14 protein-coding genes are annotated in these 15,142 nt (G+C 71.1%); 5 read left to right on the top strand and 9 right to left on the bottom strand.

Going from position 1 to position 15,142, the window contains the following annotated elements; genetic code table 11:
• Positions 1-11 precede the first annotated feature (11 nt).
• The 3 genes from KHC24_RS12810 to KHC24_RS12800 all read right to left on the bottom strand — a co-directional run bounded on the left by KHC24_RS12810 (position 12) and on the right by KHC24_RS12800 (position 2,284).
• Positions 12-983, bottom strand: a complete 972-nt coding sequence (locus KHC24_RS12810; RefSeq protein WP_213363656.1) for a glutathione S-transferase family protein — start codon at positions 981-983, stop codon at positions 12-14.
• A 204-nt stretch (positions 984-1,187) separates the two neighbouring features.
• Positions 1,188-1,712, bottom strand: coding sequence for a GNAT family N-acetyltransferase (locus KHC24_RS12805; protein WP_213363655.1), 525 nt, complete (start codon positions 1,710-1,712; stop codon positions 1,188-1,190).
• Between the two features lie 8 nt (positions 1,713-1,720).
• Positions 1,721-2,284: a helix-turn-helix domain-containing protein gene (locus tag KHC24_RS12800; RefSeq protein WP_213363654.1), complete on the bottom strand. Its 564-nt coding sequence runs from the start codon at positions 2,282-2,284 to the stop codon at positions 1,721-1,723.
• Positions 2,285-2,597: 313 nt separating this feature from the next.
• Here KHC24_RS12800 and KHC24_RS12795 point away from each other — a divergent pair, with 313 nt between their 5' ends.
• The gene (locus KHC24_RS12795) at positions 2,598-3,140 is read left to right on the top strand and encodes a GNAT family N-acetyltransferase (protein WP_213363653.1); all 543 of its coding nucleotides are present in this window, start codon (positions 2,598-2,600) and stop codon (positions 3,138-3,140) included.
• Positions 3,141-3,161: 21 nt separating this feature from the next.
• Here KHC24_RS12795 and KHC24_RS12790 read toward each other — a convergent pair whose 3' ends face one another.
• The 6 genes from KHC24_RS12790 to KHC24_RS12765 form a co-directional block, all read right to left on the bottom strand.
• Entirely contained in the window at positions 3,162-3,704 is a 543-nt protein-coding gene (locus KHC24_RS12790) for a dihydrofolate reductase family protein (RefSeq protein ID WP_213363652.1), read from the bottom strand.
• Positions 3,705-3,837: 133 nt separating this feature from the next.
• Positions 3,838-4,884, bottom strand: coding sequence for an alpha/beta fold hydrolase (locus tag KHC24_RS12785; protein WP_373878614.1), 1,047 nt, complete (start codon positions 4,882-4,884; stop codon positions 3,838-3,840).
• Between the two features lie 159 nt (positions 4,885-5,043).
• Positions 5,044-7,116 (bottom strand): hypothetical protein, encoded by a 2,073-nt coding sequence (locus tag KHC24_RS12780; RefSeq protein WP_213363651.1) that lies wholly within the window; start codon positions 7,114-7,116, stop codon positions 5,044-5,046.
• 250 nt (positions 7,117-7,366) lie between these two features.
• Positions 7,367-10,285: a DUF4159 domain-containing protein gene (locus KHC24_RS12775; RefSeq protein WP_246546863.1), complete on the bottom strand. Its 2,919-nt coding sequence runs from the start codon at positions 10,283-10,285 to the stop codon at positions 7,367-7,369.
• Positions 10,282-11,310 carry a DUF58 domain-containing protein gene (locus KHC24_RS12770; RefSeq protein ID WP_246546861.1) on the bottom strand — a complete coding sequence of 343 codons (1,029 nt, stop codon included), beginning with the start codon at positions 11,308-11,310 and terminating at the stop codon, positions 10,282-10,284. Before KHC24_RS12770 ends, KHC24_RS12775 begins: the two co-directional genes overlap by 4 nt.
• A gap of 39 nt (positions 11,311-11,349) precedes the next feature.
• A complete protein-coding gene (locus tag KHC24_RS12765) occupies positions 11,350-12,360 on the bottom strand; it encodes an AAA family ATPase (RefSeq protein WP_213363650.1) in 1,011 nt (336 codons plus the stop codon).
• A 328-nt stretch (positions 12,361-12,688) separates the two neighbouring features.
• Between KHC24_RS12765 and KHC24_RS12760 the strand changes: the two genes are divergently transcribed.
• The 4 genes from KHC24_RS12760 to KHC24_RS12745 form a co-directional block, all read left to right on the top strand.
• Positions 12,689-13,297 carry a DUF1285 domain-containing protein gene (locus KHC24_RS12760; RefSeq protein WP_213363649.1) on the top strand — a complete coding sequence of 203 codons (609 nt, stop codon included), beginning with the start codon at positions 12,689-12,691 and terminating at the stop codon, positions 13,295-13,297.
• 8 nt (positions 13,298-13,305) lie between these two features.
• Complete coding sequence (locus KHC24_RS12755) at positions 13,306-13,959, top strand: CoA pyrophosphatase (protein WP_373878617.1); 654 nt, start codon at positions 13,306-13,308, stop codon at positions 13,957-13,959.
• Complete coding sequence (locus KHC24_RS12750) at positions 13,959-14,222, top strand: DUF6111 family protein (RefSeq protein ID WP_213363647.1); 264 nt, start codon at positions 13,959-13,961, stop codon at positions 14,220-14,222. The genes KHC24_RS12755 and KHC24_RS12750 overlap by 1 nt, the downstream gene beginning before the upstream one ends.
• Positions 14,219-15,142: CCA tRNA nucleotidyltransferase (locus KHC24_RS12745; protein ID WP_213363646.1), on the top strand; the 924-nt coding region annotated here is incomplete at its 3' end. The genes KHC24_RS12750 and KHC24_RS12745, both read left to right, overlap by 4 nt.

Raw genomic sequence — 15,142 nt, 5'->3', positions numbered from 1 at the left:
GGGCGGGGGCGTCACGTCGTCCAGGCCAGCGCCGGCCCCACGGGGACGATGCCGGTGGGGTTGATGGTCTTGTGGCTCTCGTAATAATGCCGCTTGATGTGGGTGAGGTTCACCGTCTCCGACACGCCCGGCACCGTGTAGAGCCGCTGCAGGTAGCGCGACAGGTTGGGATAGTCGGCGATGCGGCGGATGTTGCACTTGAAGTGGCCGACATAGACCGCATCGAAGCGGATCAGCGTGGTGAACAGCCGCCAATCGGCTTCGGTCAGCGTGGCGCCGAAGAGATAAGGGCCGTCGGCGAGCCGTGCTTCCAGTTCGTCGAGCATGGCGAACAAGGCGAGCACCGCCTCCTCATAGGCCTCCTGCTTGGTGGCGAAGCCGGCGCGGTAGACGCCGTTGTTCACCGCGTCGTAGATGCGGGAATTGAGCGCGTCGATCTCCGCCCGCAGCGGCTCGGGATAATAATCGTGCCGGTCGTCGGTGAAGGCGTCGAAGGCCGAATTGAACATGCGGATGATCTCCGCCGATTCATTACTGACGATGGTGCCGCGCCGCCGGTCCCACAGCACCGGCACGGTGACGCGGCCGGAATAATGCGGGTCGGCCTGCAGATACACCTCGTAGAGCCGCTGCTTGCCGAGCACCGAATCCTCGGTGGCGCCCATGGTGGGGCGCTGGGCGTGATCGACGAACACCCAGCCTTCCTCGCCCATATAGGGATCGACGACGCTGACGCCGATCAGGCTCGACAGCCGCTTCAGCTGGCGGAAGATCAGCGTGCGATGCGCCCACGGGCAGGCATAGGAAACATAGAGATGGTAACGCCCGGCCTCGGCGGCAAAGTCGCCCTCGCCGGAGGGGCCCGGCGCGCCATCGGCGGTGATCCAGTTGCGGAAACGGGTGGTGGTGCGCTCGAAACGCCCGCCGGTGCTCTTGGTATCGTACCAGCTATCGGCCCATTTTCCGTCGACCAGCAATCCCATCGTGCGTCTCCCTTGGCTCGCGGGGGAGAACCTAGGCCGAAAGCGCCTGGATGGCACGCCGCCATCGGTTGCGCCGGCGAGAAGCAGGTATTGCGGCAACGCGCGCGGGCTGCGTTTTCGGTTTTCCGAAGCGCGGAAACACGCCATCTCCTGTTTTTTGCGCAACTCTGGACGCAAAACCGCTTCACGTTTTGGCGGAAATGGCTAGAGCCGTTTGGCGTAGAGCCGGGTGCCGGTGAGGCCGCCATGCGGCTTCAGCGCGAAATCCGGGATCTCGCCGCAGAACACGAAGCCGTGCCGCTCATAGAGGCCGGCCGCGCCGCCGTCGCTGGCGGTATCGAGGACCAGCAGGCTGCGGCCGCGCTCGCGGGCGATGACCTCGGCGGCGCGCAGCAGCGAACTGGCGATGCCGCGGCCGCGACACGCCGGCAAGGTCATCATCTTGGCGATCTCGGCGCGGTGCGGCTGGTTCTCCGGCAGGCCGAGCTGCAGCGTCACCGTGCCGGCGAGCGTGTCGCCGAGAAAGGCGCCGAGCACCACCCGGTCGCCACGGGCGGCGGCGTCGAGCGCGGCACGCCAGAAGCCGGCGGCCTTCTCCGGCGCCAGCGGGTGCATGAAGCTGACCGAGCCGCCCTCCGCCACGGTCTCGACGAGCAGGGTGGCGAGGGCGTCGACGGTGGCGGCGTTGGCGGCGAGCGGGCGGATGGTGATGTTGGGCGTGTCCGGCATGGCGGGGCTCACAGGCGGGTGAGGGCGACGATGTAGCGGCAGGGAGCTTCGCCCTCATTGGCGAAGGTGACCTCCGCCGGCGGTCCGAAGCCGAGCGCGTCGCCGGGTGCAAGCTCGTGGCGCTCGCCGCCCTCGATGAGGGTGAGCGCGCCGGCGCGCAGCTGCAACACCTGGCGAATCGACGCATAGGAGGAGGCGGGCAGGGTGACGCGGCCGCCGGGCGGCAGCTCGACCTCGACCAGCTCGACCGGATGATCCGGCCGGGCGAAGACCTGCCGGCGGACATAGCCGGTGGCGGGATCGCGCCAGAGCGGCTGGTCGGCGGCGCGCACGAGCCGGTCGCCACCCTCGGCGCGCACCAGCAGGCCGGCGAGAGTAAGATCGAAGGCGCTGGCGAGCCGCACCAGCGTCACCGCCGTCGGGCTGATCTCGCCGCGCTCGATCTTGCTGATGGTCGCCTTGCCGACCCCGGCGCGGCCGGCGAGATCGGCCAGCGACCAGCCGCGGGCCTCGCGCTCCAGTTTGAGGCGGCGGGCGAGGCGGGTTTCGGTATCGTCAATTAAACTAGACATTCATCTCTTATAGGAGACGAAGGGGCGACGATCAAGCGGGCCGGCGTGACGGCAGGGATGGGATGCCGGATCGGGTGTGCTTCCGATGCGCGCGCTTCTCCCCTCGACCTGCGTCCCGGCCTGTGCTATCCGGCCGAACCTTTTTTGGGAAAGACGGCGATGGCCCCGAGGCCGATGCAGCGACGACGAGACGAGATGACCCGCGTGGAGATGCTTCCATGCGCGGGTGATTTCGCTCGCCGGTGCCAGCAGCCGTGACGCCACGGTCGCTCGGCGCGGCGATGTGCCGACCTTGAGCCTGCCGAGCGCCGACATGACCGAACTCTCCATTACCGTCCTGACTGAGAAGCCTTCCGACGACGCCGCCATCGAGCGGCTGGTGGCCCGCACCTTCGGGCCCGGCCGCTATGCCCGCACCGCCTATCGGCTGCGCGAGGGCAACACCCACCGGCTCGACCTCTCCTTCACCGCCTATATCGGCACCATGCTGGTCGGCTCGGTGCGGCTGACGCCGATCACCATCGGCAATGCTGCGGCGCTGCTGCTCGGCCCGCTCACCGTCGAGCCGCCGTTCCGCTCGCACGGCATCGGCCGGCGGCTGGTGGAGCGCTGCCTGGAGGCGGCGCGGGCCCAGTTCGGCCGGGAGGACGCGGCGCGGCTGGTGCTGCTGGTCGGCGACGAGCCCTATTATGGCCGGATGGGCTTCAAGCGGGTGCCCCACGGCCAGGTGAGCCTGCCCGGTCCGGTGGACCCGGCGCGGGTACTGGTGTGCCCGCTCGACGACACGCCGCTGGACGCGGTGCGGGGGCCGGTACGCAAGGCGTTCGCGACGACGCTGCCGGCCGCGGCGGAGTAGGCGGGGCCGGCGGCCGACGCCTCATCCGCGCGGTTCCGGCGATCCGGCGATGTCATAGGCGAGGCGGACCATGCCGAGCGGCAGGGCCTCGCTTTCGCGCAGAGCGAGCGACGTCGAGCCGACGGCGCCGGGTGGAAACAGCCGCACGCCGTCGCCGAGCAGCAGCGGAATGACGAACAGGTCGAGCCGATCGAGGCCGCCGGCGGCGAGGAAGGCGGCCTGAAGCTGGGCGCCGCCGACCACCCATGCCGCGCCGTCGCCGGCGCGCAGTTCCGCGATGAGCTCGGCGACATCGCCATGCCAGGCCGACACGCCCGCAGGCGCGGCGGCGAGCGGGCGCGAGGTGACGATCAGGCCGCGCTTGCCCGCATAGAGCCAGCCGGACTCAAAGGAGAGGATCTGCTCGAAGGTGAGCCGCCCCATCACCACGGTGTCGATGCCGGCGATGAAGCGCTCATAGCCGAAATCGACGCTATCGAAGGGCTTGAGCCAGCCGATACCGCCCTCGGCATCGGCGATGAAGCCATCGAGGCTTACGGCCATATAGCCGCAGATACTGGCCATGGGTCGCTCCCTTGCCGCGAATCGGGGCGGGAATCATGACGCAAGGTCATGTTCTCTGCCAAGCGGGGGAAGCCGGCCGGCGGGCGCGGTGCCGGCTTCCCCTTCGCAAGTGTGGCGTGGTCGATGCGGCTCGTTACAGGGCGCCGATCAGCGCCGTGTGGAACGCCTCGGGCGATTCGACCTGCGGCGAATGGCCGAGGCCGGGAAACTCGATGAGCCGGGATTTCGGGATCGCCCTGGCCGCCGCCTTGCCGAGTTCGGCATAGTTGCCGAGCGCCGCCGCGACCTCCGGGGACGCACGGTTGGCGCCGGGGGCGGTCTTGTCGGTCATGCCGATCATCAGCACGGTCGGCACGGCGATGTTGCCGAACTCGTAGACTACCGGCTGGGTGTAGACCATGTCGGAGGTCTGCGCCTGGTTCCAGGCGACGCTCTCGCGGCCGACGCCGGCATAGAGCCCCGCCGCCATCTCGACCCAGCGGTCGTAGTCCGGCTTCCATTGGCCGTTATAGTAGAACTTCAGCTGATAGGCCTTGATACTGGCGGCGGTGGTCTTCAGCTCGCCCTGATAGAGCTGGTCGATGGTGGCGTAGGGCACGCCTTTGGCCTTCCAGTCCTCGAGGCCGAGCGGGTTCACCATGATCAGCTTGTCGGTGGCGGTGGGGAAGGACAGCGCGTAGCGCGCCGCCAGCATGCCGCCCATCGAATGGCCGATGATCGTCGCCCGCTCGATGCCGAGCGAGGCGAGGAGTTTGTGGGTGTTGTCGGCGAGCTGGTGGAAGCTGAACTGATAGCCCTTCGGCTTGGTCGAGGCGCAGAAGCCGATCTGGTCCGGCACGATGACGCGGTAGCCGGCCCGGGTCAGGGCATCGATGCTGCCCTCCCAGGTGGCGCCGCAGAAATTCTTGCCGTGCAGCAGCACCGCCGTGCGGCCATTGGGATCGGCGACCGGGCCGATATCCATATAGGCCATGGACAGATCCTGTCCCTGCGAGGCGAGGGCGAAACGCTTCAGCGGGTGCGGATACTCGAAGCCTTCGAGCTGGGCGCCGTAGGTCGCGGCGGGTGGGGGCGCAGCGGATTGGGTTGTGGCGGTCTGGGCGTGGACAAGGGCCGGGCAGGCAATGACGGCAATCGACAGGCAGAAACGGGCGAGAACATGGGGATGGGCGAAATTCACCGGATCGAGCCTCCGCAATCATGGGTCGTCCGCGGCGGCTGGTGCCGGCGCGGCTGCGGCGAGGCTAGGGTGGTGACGCTGCGGCAGACAGTCACGAGGCCGGGAGGCTGGCCGGCATCCCTTCAACAATGAGCGAGGGAGGCCGACCCGCGAGGGTCGCTACCGCCCCTCGCGGGCCCAGGCGGCGGCGATGCCGGCCATGAGGATGAGCAGGCCGGACAGCCCGGCGAAGAGCGGGAACAGGCCGAGCCCACGCACCACCGAGACGTCGCGCAAGGCGAGGCCCATCCAGTCCTCGCCGGCGAAGCGCTCGCCGGAGCGCACCGCCACCACGCGCGGCACGCCGCCGGCAAGGTCCGCCATCCGCCAGACGCCGCCGCCGGTGGCGGCCAGCACCGGGCGCAGCGTTTCGGTGGTCGAGGTCACCTCGGCGAATTCGCGCGGATTGAGCGGGCCGACATTCACCAGCGCGGTGTGGGTGCCGTCGCTGGCCCGCCACAGGCCGAGCATGTCGGCCGGGAAGGTGGCGCGGAACAGGCCGGGCTCGACCGAGGCCAGCGTCAGGGTGCGGGTCTGGCCGGTCGGGTTGGTGACGACGATGGTGGGGGCGGTGTCGCCCATGGTCTGGCGCTCGACGACGAGGTCCGGGCCGTGGGCGGTGAGGCGCAGGCGCTCCTCCTCGAGGTCCGGCTCCTTCATCAGCCAGTGCGACAGCCGGCGCAGCAGGTCGATATAGGGTCCGCCGCCCTCGAAGCCGCGCGCCCACAGCCAGAAGTGATCCGACAGCAGCAGGGCGACGCGGCCCTCGCCGACGCGGTCGAGCAGCAGGATCGGCTTGCCGTCCGGCCCGTCCATCACGCTGGTGCCGCGGGCACCCTGGGTATCGACGATGCGGAAGAAGCGCGCCCAGGCCGGCGGATTGCTCTCCGAGCCCGGCAGGGCGCGGGTGACCGGGTGCCGGCGGCCGGCATCTGTGAGCCCGGCGCGGAACGGCGTCTCGGTCATGTGGCCGGTCGGGGCGGCGGGCAGCACCGCTTCCAGCGGGGTATTGAACACCGAGCCGTCCGATATGTAATCGGTGCCGGCGGCCACCAGTAGCGCGCCGCCTTCCTCGACATAGCGCACGATATTGTCGAAATAGATCATCGGCAGCACGCCCTGCTGGGCGTAGCGATCGAAGATGATCAGGTCGAAATCCTTGATCTTCTGCTGGAACAGCTCGCGCGTGGGGAAGGCGATCAGCGACAATTCGTTGATCGGCGTGCCGTCCTGCTTCTCCGGCGGGCGCAGGATGGTGAAGTGCACGAGGTCGATATTGGCGTCGGACTTCAACAGATTGCGCCAGGTGCGCTCGCCGACATGCGGCTCGCCGGAGACCAGCAGCACCCGCAGCTTGTCGCGCACCCCGTCGATGGAGACGGCGGCGCGGTTGTTCACCGGGGTCAGCTCGCCCTCCAGCCCGGCGGCCTCGATCTCGACGATGTTGGCGCCGGCATGAGTGATCTCGACATCGACGCGGGCCTCCTGGCCGGCGGTGACGATGGGGCGCGCCACCACCTCGCCGTCGCGGCGCACGGTGACGCCGACGCGGGCACCGGCGGGCGCGCCCTCGTCGACCACGCGGTAGCCGATGGTCTGGTTCTGCCCGACGATACCGAAGCGCGGGGTGGCGGTGAGCGCCACCCGGCGGTCACGCTCGCCCGCCTGGCCGGAGACGATGGCGTGCACCGGGGCGCGGAAGCCGAGCGCCGCCATGTTGGCGGGGATGTCGTGCACGCGGCCATCGGTGAGGAAGATGGCGCCGGCCACCCGCTCGGGCGGCACGTCGGCGAGCGCGGCGGAGAGCGCGGTGAACAGGCGGGTGCCGTCGACCTCGCCGGCCCCGGCGCCGGCATCGACGAAGCGGATCTCGGCGCCCTGCTCCTTGAGGCGGGCGAGGCGGGTCTCCAGCTCGGCGCGGGCGGCCTCGGTCATCCGGTTGCGGTCGCCGAAATCCTGGCTGGCGCTCTTGTCGACGACGACGGCGACCACGGTGGAGAGCGGCTCGCGCTCCTCGCGGGTCAGCGAGGGATTGGCCAGCGCCAGCACCGCCAGCGCCAGGGCGAGGCCGCGCAGGATCGCGCCGCGCGAGCGGGCGACGATGAGCAGCAGCGCGACGGCGCCGGCGACCACGGCGCAGGCGATGAGGAACGGCAGCGGGATCAGCGGATCGAAGGCGAGGCCGAGATTCATCGGGCGGGGCCTCCGTCAATGATGCGATTGGCGGTCTTCCACCTCTCCCCGTGGGGGAGAGGTCGCCGCGCAACGTCGCATGAGGGGACAGGGCGATGGCGGAACGAAGGAAGGCCCCTCACCCCAGCCCTCTCCCCCACGGGGAGAGGGAGTCCGGGTCCTGTCGCTCCGAGGGGACCGAAGCCGCCTTCGAGGGCATCTCCAATGGCAATAGGGAATTGTGGCGCGGCGGCGAGACGGGAAGAAACGCTCATTGCCCCAGCCTTTCCAGCAGCGCCGGGACATGCACCTGGTCGGCCTTGTAGTTGCCGGTCAGCACATACATCACCAGATTGGCGCCGGAGCGGAAGGCGAGCTCGCGCTGGCGGGCGCCGCCCTCCGCCAGCGGCAGCAGCGGGCCGCCATCCGGGGCGGTCGCCCAGGCGCCGGCAAGGTCGTTGGAGGTGATCACTACCGGCGAGACGCCGTCGCCGGCACGGGCCGGGCGCTCCTCGCCCTCCTCGGCCGGGGGCAGCGCTTCCACCCAGGTGGTGCCGCCGGTGAAGCGGCCGGGGAAGTCACGCAGCAGATAGAACGCCTTGGTGAGCACGTGATCGCGCGGCACCGGCTCCAGCTCCGGCACGTCGAGCCCGTCGAGGATCTGGCGCAGCGCGGCGTTGGTCGGCGTGGCGCCGCCGACGCCGGGAATGGTGGTTTCGGCATCGCGGGTGTCGAAGACGATGGTGCCGCCCTGCTTCATGAAGGCATCGACGCGGGCGAGCGTCGCCGGCGCCGGGCGCTGGGCGTTGGCCAGCACCGGCCAGTAGAGCAGCGGGAAAAAGGACAGCTCGTCGCGGGTGAGATCGACGCCCATCGGCTCGCCGGCCTCCAGCGCGGTGCGCTCGCCGAGGAAGTCGGTGAGCGCCTTGAGGCCGGAGGCGCTGACCTCGTCGGTCTCGGCATCGCCGGTGACGACATAGGCAAGGCGGGTGGCGCTGGTGGCCTTCACCGCATAATCGATCTCCGCCGGCGTCATCGGCTTGTCGGGCCGCGCGGCCGGCTGGCCGGCAGCGGCCGGCGCTGGAGCCTGCGTCATCTGCGGCGCCGCCGGCGCGGTCTGGGCGAAGGCCGGGGCCGCCAGCAGGCCGGAGAGCAGGCCGGCGAGGGCGACGGCCAGGATGAGGCTCGCGGCGGTGGAGGCCCGGCGCGGCGAAAGGCGGGACAGGCCGCCGGCGAGCAGGAACACGATCATGGCATCCACCAGCAGGAGGGCGAGCAAAGCGAGCAGCAGCGGCGCGCGCAGATCGCGCGGGGCGGCATCGCGATAAGGCTCGATCCGGCCGAGGGCCGAGAGGTCGAGCGGCGCCAGCCGGTCGGCGGGCAGCAGCGCGTTGACGGCCACCAGACCCTCCGGCGGACCGTAGAAGCCGGGGGGATGGTCGGCGCTGGCGCGGCCGTTGAAGCCGACCGGGATCGCCCGCGCGGTCGGCGTGACCGGCCGGAAGGCGCCGAAGCCATCGAGCAGGCGCGACGGCGGCACCGTCTCGCCGGTGGTCGCGGTCTCGCCAACGGCGGCGCCCTCGGACGAGGCCTCGGCGGCGCTGGAGCCGCCGAGCGCCACCACCCGGCGCAGCATGTCGACGAAGGAGCCCGACAGCGGCAGGTTCGACCATGACGTGTCGGCTGTGACGTGGAACAGCACCACCATGCCGGCGCCGCGCTTCTCGCCGGTGACCAGCGGCGTGCCGTCGGTGAGCGTCGCCCAGGTGCGGTTGGCGAGCAGGCCGTCCGGCTCGGCGAGCACCTGGCGGCCGACGGTGACGTCGTTCGGCACCGGCACGTCGCGGAACGGCCCATCCGGCGAGAAGCCGCCGAGCGTCTGCGGCTGCTCCCAGGACAGCGAGCCGCCGAGCACCCGGCCGCCGCGGCGCAGCGTCACCGGCACCAGATCGTCCGAGCCATTGGCGAGGCGCGGGCCGGCGAAGCGGATCAGCACGCCGCCGCCCTCGATCCAGCGCTCAAGCCGCTGATGCACGTCCGGCGGGATGGTGCCGACATCGGACAGCACGATCACCGGCAGGCGCTGGTCGATGAAGCGCGCCACGGCTTCCGGGGTGGCGGCGCCGTCGGCGGTGCGGATATCGGCGAACGGGCCGAGCGCGCGGGTGAGGTAATAGGATGGGGAGAGCAGCGGCTGGCGCTGATCGGCGGTGACGCCGGAAACCAGGCCGACGGTGCGCCGGCGCCAGCGCTTGTCGAGCAGCTGGACGGCACCGGCGGATTCGACGCCGGCGATATCCAGGCGCGCCACTTCGTTGCGGATCTCGACCGGCATGTCGAAGCGCGCCTCGGTCTCGCGGGCGCCGGGCTCGAAATTGAACGGCGCCTCGCCGAGGGTCAGGCCGCGCATGTCGAGGGCGCGCACGGTGCCGGCGCGCGGCAGGGTCTGGCGATCGGCGCGCACCACCTTCACGGTGAGGGCGCCGGCGGCATTGTCGGCGCCGGTCAGCGCCAGCGGCTCCTCGACGCCGTCGGCCAGCGTGGTGAGCGGGTGCGGGCCGACCAGGGCGGCGAGCTCGGCGGCGAAGCCGTCGGTGCCGTCGAGCCGCACGCCGTCCGACAGATAGACGATGCCGGCCTCGGGCGCCGTCTCCAGCGCCTTGCGCAGGCTGGCGAGCGCGGTGGAGCGGTCCGGCAGATAAGGCTGGGGCGACAGGGTGCGCAGCCGCTCGCGCGCCTCGCTCGGGGTCATCAGGCGCGGTTCGAGCGGCGGCTCGCCGGTGGGGATCAGCACGATGCCGCGGCCGGCGAGGTCGGCATCGGCGACGACGCCCTCGGCGCTGACGCGGCGCGCCTCCCAGGTGGAGGCGGCGGTCCAGCCGGAATCGATCAGCAGTACCACCGGGCCGGAGGAGGACGGGCCGGCGACCGGCGGATTCCAGATCGGCCCGGCGGCGGCGAAGATGACGAGGGCGGCGAGCAGCAGCCGCAGCACGGTGAGCCACCACGGCGTGCGGGCCGGGGTCTCCTCCTTGGGCGGGATGTCGAGCAGCAGCCGCGTCGGCGCGAAGGCGATGCGGCGCGGGCGCGGCGGCACCAGGCGCAGCAGGAACCACAGCAGCGGCAGCGCCGCCAGCGCGGCGAGCAGCAGCGGCGTGGTGAAGGCGAGGGGGAGGCCGAACAGGCTCATGATGCGTGGCCTCCTGCGGCGGCCGTCGCGCGCGTGTCGCCGGCAGGATGTTCGCCGGCAGGATGTTCGCCCGCGTGGGCACCGCGCTCGTCGGACGCATCCTCGATTTCCGGCGCGCCCGAGGGCATGGGCGGCAGGGCGCTGGCGCCGCCGGCCATGCGGGCATGCAAGGCGAGCAGGAGTTCGCTGGCCGGGCGGTCGGTGCGGTGGACGAGGAAGCTCCAGGTGCGGCGCTCGGCCTCGCGGCGGATGATGGCGCGGTGGCGGGCGACGCGCTCGATATAGTCCTCGCGCACCGTCTCGGCGCGGCCGATGGTCAGCAGCGTGCCGCTCTCCGGCTCGCGGAACTCGACGCGGCCGGAAAACGGGAAGGTCTCCTCGGCCGGGTCGCAGACCTGCACCACATGGCCATGGGCGCCGGAGGCGGCGAGGCCGGCGAGGCTTTCCACCACTTCCTGCGTCGGGCTCCACAGGTCGCCGAGCAGCACCACCTCGGCGAGCGGCGAGGGCGAGAAGGAGGGCGGCAGGCTTTGCGGCAGGCTGGAGGCGTGCACGAGCGACTCGGCCATCTTCTCGACGATGCGGCGCGAGGCGGAGGGGCGCATGACGCCGGGAATGCCGACCCGCTCGCCGCCCTTCACCAGCAGTTCGGCCAGCGCGAAGGCGACGATGAGGGCACGGTCGCGCTTGGTCTCCCAGACGAGGGGCGAGGCGAACACCATGGAGGCGGAGAGGTCCGGCCAGATCCACACCGTGTGGGCGGCCTCCCATTCGCGCTCGCGGACATAGAGATGGTCGTCGCGCGCCGAGCGGCGCCAGTCGACGCGGGCCGAGGGCTCGCCATCGACGAAGCGGCGGTACTGCCAGAAGTTCTCGCCGGAGCCGGCGCGGCGGCGGCCGTGCAGGCCGTGATAGACGCTGGCGGCGATCTTGCGCGCCTCCAGCACCAGTCGCGGCATCGCGGCGACGAGGCCGGCGGCATCCTGCGCCGCACTCCTCACGGCATTGTCGGCATCAAGTTCCATCAACCCGTCCCATGCCACGCCACGTCAGGCACTGCGTGTTCAGCCGATCTTCGCCGCCAGCTTGGCGACGAGGCCCGGCACCGTCTCGCCATCGGCGCGGGCGGCGAAAGTGAGCGCCATGCGGTGCTTGAGCACCGGCTCGGCGAGCGCCACCACGTCGTCGACGGAGGGGGCGTAGCGGCCGTCCAGCAGCGCGCGGGCACGCACCGCCAGCATCAGCGACTGCGAGGCGCGCGGGCCGGGGCCCCAGGCGATGAATTTGGAGAAGGCGCCGGCATCCGGCCCCGGACGCGCCGAGCGCACCAGGGTGAGGATCGCCTCCACCACCGATTCGCCGACCGGCAGCCGGCGGACCAGCCGCTGGGCGGCGGCGAGATCGTCGGCGGTCATCACCGCCTTGGGCTTGGTCTCCTCGGCGCTGGTGGTATCGAACAGGATCCGGCGCTCGGCGTCGCGGTCGGGGTAGTCGACGTCGATTTCCATCAGGAAGCGGTCGAGCTGGGCCTCGGGCAGCGGATAGGTGCCCTCCTGCTCCAGCGGGTTCTGGGTCGCCAGTACGTGGAACGGCTTGGGCAGGTCGTGGCGCACGCCGGCCACCGTGACATGGCCTTCCTGCATCGATTGCAGCAGCGCCGACTGGGTGCGCGGCGAGGCGCGGTTGATCTCGTCCGCCATCAAGAGCTGGGCGAAGACCGGGCCGGGGATGAAGCGGAACGAGCGCCGGCCGCCGGCGCCTTCCTCGAGGACTTCGGCGCCAAGGATGTCGGAGGGCATCAGGTCCGGGGTGAACTGCACGCGGCGGGCATCGAGCCCGAGCACGGTGCCGAGCGTCTCCACCAGCTTGGTCTTGGCAAGGCCGGGCACGCCGACCAACAGGCCGTGGCCGCCGGACAGGATGGTGATGAGCGTGCGCTCCACCACCGCCTCCTGGCCGAAGATGACCTGGCCGATACCGGCTTTGGCGGCGCGGACATTGGCCGCCGTCGCCTCCGCCGAGCGGACGATCATGGCGTCGAGGGATTCGAAATTCTCGCCGGTCGCGGACGTCATGTCGTGCTCCTTCAACCTTGCTTTCGCTCGAGGGCCCATGCGGTACCCCGGGCTCCATCGGCACTCTGCAAGCCCGGGGCCACACCAGCCCGCGAGCCGTTTTCCGCCGGATGCCCCGGCGCGGCGTGCTCCCGCCGTTCAATCCGCCCGATACTTTGCCGGTTATGTTGCGCTGCAAAATAGCCTATTGCAACGCACATATTCCGATACCGCCGCAGCGGCGGCGCGGGCTTCCTGACGGTCAAGCTTACGCTATCTTCACATCGCGTCGACTATCGGGCGGGGGATCACGACTGCGCGATTAAGGCCGTGTGACAGAGAAAGAATCATGAGTTCAGGCACTTCCGGGCGACTTGACGATTTCATGAGGTCGGTCGCCTCGGCCAAGGGCGAGGGCGGGCCGCCGCTGGAGCGTTGGAATCCGCCCGATTGCGGCGACATCGACATCCGCATCGACCGCGAGGGCGGCTGGCATCATGAGGGACGGCCGATCGCCCGCCCGGCGCTGGTGCGGCTGTTCGCCTCGGTGATGCGGCGCGAGGGCGAGCGCCATGTGCTGGTGACGCCGGTGGAGAAGCTCGGCATCATGGTGGAGGACGCGCCGTTCCTGGCGGTGGAGATGCGGGTGGAGGCGGCGCCGGAAGACGCGCAGGCGCGGCTTGCCTTCCGCACCAATCTCGACGACTGGGTGACATGCGACGCGGCGCATCCGCTGCGCTTCGACCACCAAGCGGACGGGTCGGTGCGTCCCTATATATATGTGCGTCGCGGCCTGTGGGCGCGGCTGACGCGGGCGGTGTTCCTCGAACTGGTCGAACAGGGAGGGGAACGGGAGGCCGAGGGGCGGCGGCTGTTCGGCGTCGTCTCGTCCGGGGTGTTCTTCCCGATCGCCCCGGTGGACCCGAACACCGCCGACGAGATGGATGAGAGCCGATGACCGCCGCCATGCCGCTGCCCGCCGTATCCGATGCCTTGCGGACCACCTCGCCGCTGGTGGAGGATTTCGTCGCCCGCGCCCATGCACGGCTGCTGCGGGCGCCGGATCTCGACGGTGCCGCGACGCGCGGCGACCACGAGCTGACGCCGGAGTTCCGGACGCTGGTGGAGAATGTGCGGGCGGCGGCGGTGCTGATTCCGGTGGTCGCCCGCCCCGAGCCGACGGTGCTGCTCACCCTGCGCTCGGCGCATCTGCCGAGCCATGCCGGGCAGATCGCCTTTCCCGGCGGCAAGGTCGATCCGACCGACCCCGACCCGCTGCACGCCGCGCTGCGCGAGGCGGAGGAGGAAGTCGGGCTCGATCGGGGCCTGGTGTCGCCGCTCGGCTATCTCGACAGCTATCTCGCCCGCACCGGCTACCGCATCGTGCCGGTGGTGGCGCTGGTGCAGCCGGATTTCGGCCTGACCCTCAATCCCGGCGAGGTCGACGAGGCCTTCGAGGTGCCGCTCGACTTCCTGATGAGCCCGCTGAACCACCAGCAGGAAAGCCGCGAATGGCTGGGGCTGATGCGCACCTTCCACGCGATGACCTATGACAAGCGGCGCATCTGGGGCATCACCGCCGGCATCCTGCGCAGCCTCTATGACCGGGTGTATGGCTGATGCTACGGATCGCGATCACCAATATCCTGTTGTTTCTCACGCCCTTCGTGCTGTTCGCGCTGTATCTGCGCTTCGGCCGGCGGGTGGATGCGGCGCTGTCGGGCTGGTCGACGCGGGCGCTGGCGGGCTGCCTGTTCGTCGGGGTGGCGCTGGTGGCGGCGAGCCTGCTGCTGTTCGAGGCCGGCACGCGCGGGCCGACCACCGGGCGCTACGTGCCGCCGACCTGGGAAGGCGGCAAGCTGACGCCGGGCCATATCGAATGAACCTCGAGGCCCATGCGCTGATCGATGCCCGCCCCGGCCTCGCCCGGCTGCTCGACGCGCTCGACCGCGACGGCGAGGAGGCGCGCATCGTCGGCGGCGCGGTGCGCGACTGGCTGGTGGGGCGGGCTGACGGCTGGCCTGCGGGCGGCGATGTCGACATCGCCACCACCGCGGTGCCGGACGAGGTGACGCGGCGGGCGAAGGCGGCGGGCTTCCGGCCGATCCCTACCGGCATCGAGCACGGCACGGTGACGGTGATCGCCGAGGGCCAGCCCTATGAGGTGACGACGCTGCGCGAGGACGTGGCGACCGACGGGCGGCGGGCGCAGGTGGCGTTCGGCCGCGACTGGCGGGCCGACGCCGCGCGGCGCGACTTCACCATGAACGCGCTCTACCTGACGCGCGGCGGCGAACTGGTCGACTTCACCGGCGGCGAAGCGGATGCCCGCGCGGGGCGGGTGCGCTTCATCGGCGATGCTGACCAGCGCATCGCCGAGGATTACCTGCGCATACTCAGGCTGTTCCGCTTCCATGCCGGCTACGGCCATGGCCCGGTCGACCGCGAGGCGCTGGCGGCGGCGATCCGCGGCAAGGACGGGCTGGCGCGGCTCTCGCGCGAACGGGTGCGGGCCGAGCTGATGAAGCTGCTGGTCGCCGCGCGCGCCGGCGAAACCCTGATGGAGATGGACGCCGCCGGGCTGCTGGAGCCGGTGCTCGGCGCGGCGGGCGATGTGACGGCATTTGCGCGGCTGGCCGCCATCGAGGCGGCGCTCGGCCTCGCCCCCGACGCGGTGCGCCGGCTCGGCGCGCTCGCCGTGCGCGAGGGGGCTGACGCGGCGGCGCTGGCCGAGCGGCTGCGGCTGTCGCGCGCCGAGGCGGCCCGGCTGGCGGCGCTCGGCGCCGCCGCGCCGCCGGTGATC

This window comes from Ancylobacter defluvii (genome assembly GCF_018390605.1).
Classification (GTDB): domain Bacteria; phylum Pseudomonadota; class Alphaproteobacteria; order Rhizobiales; family Xanthobacteraceae; genus Ancylobacter; species Ancylobacter defluvii.
Note: the sequence above shows the minus strand (reverse complement) of the source record. Positions and strands in the feature narration are given on the sequence as shown.

Coding starts and splice junctions, on each gene's coding strand:
- KHC24_RS12810 (WP_213363656.1), bottom strand. CDS start 983: ATGGGATTGCTGGTCGACGGAAAATGGGCCGATAGCTGGTACGATACC.
- KHC24_RS12805 (WP_213363655.1), bottom strand. CDS start 1,712: ATGCCGGACACGCCCAACATCACCATCCGCCCGCTCGCCGCCAACGCC.
- KHC24_RS12800 (WP_213363654.1), bottom strand. CDS start 2,284: ATGTCTAGTTTAATTGACGATACCGAAACCCGCCTCGCCCGCCGCCTC.
- KHC24_RS12795 (WP_213363653.1), top strand. CDS start 2,598: ATGACCGAACTCTCCATTACCGTCCTGACTGAGAAGCCTTCCGACGAC.
- KHC24_RS12790 (WP_213363652.1), bottom strand. CDS start 3,704: ATGGCCAGTATCTGCGGCTATATGGCCGTAAGCCTCGATGGCTTCATC.
- KHC24_RS12780 (WP_213363651.1), bottom strand. CDS start 7,116: ATGAATCTCGGCCTCGCCTTCGATCCGCTGATCCCGCTGCCGTTCCTC.
- KHC24_RS12775 (WP_246546863.1), bottom strand. CDS start 10,285: ATGAGCCTGTTCGGCCTCCCCCTCGCCTTCACCACGCCGCTGCTGCTC.
- KHC24_RS12770 (WP_246546861.1), bottom strand. CDS start 11,310: ATGGAACTTGATGCCGACAATGCCGTGAGGAGTGCGGCGCAGGATGCC.
- KHC24_RS12765 (WP_213363650.1), bottom strand. CDS start 12,360: ATGACGTCCGCGACCGGCGAGAATTTCGAATCCCTCGACGCCATGATC.
- KHC24_RS12760 (WP_213363649.1), top strand. CDS start 12,689: ATGAGTTCAGGCACTTCCGGGCGACTTGACGATTTCATGAGGTCGGTC.
- KHC24_RS12755 (WP_373878617.1), top strand. CDS start 13,306: ATGCCGCTGCCCGCCGTATCCGATGCCTTGCGGACCACCTCGCCGCTG.
- KHC24_RS12750 (WP_213363647.1), top strand. CDS start 13,959: ATGCTACGGATCGCGATCACCAATATCCTGTTGTTTCTCACGCCCTTC.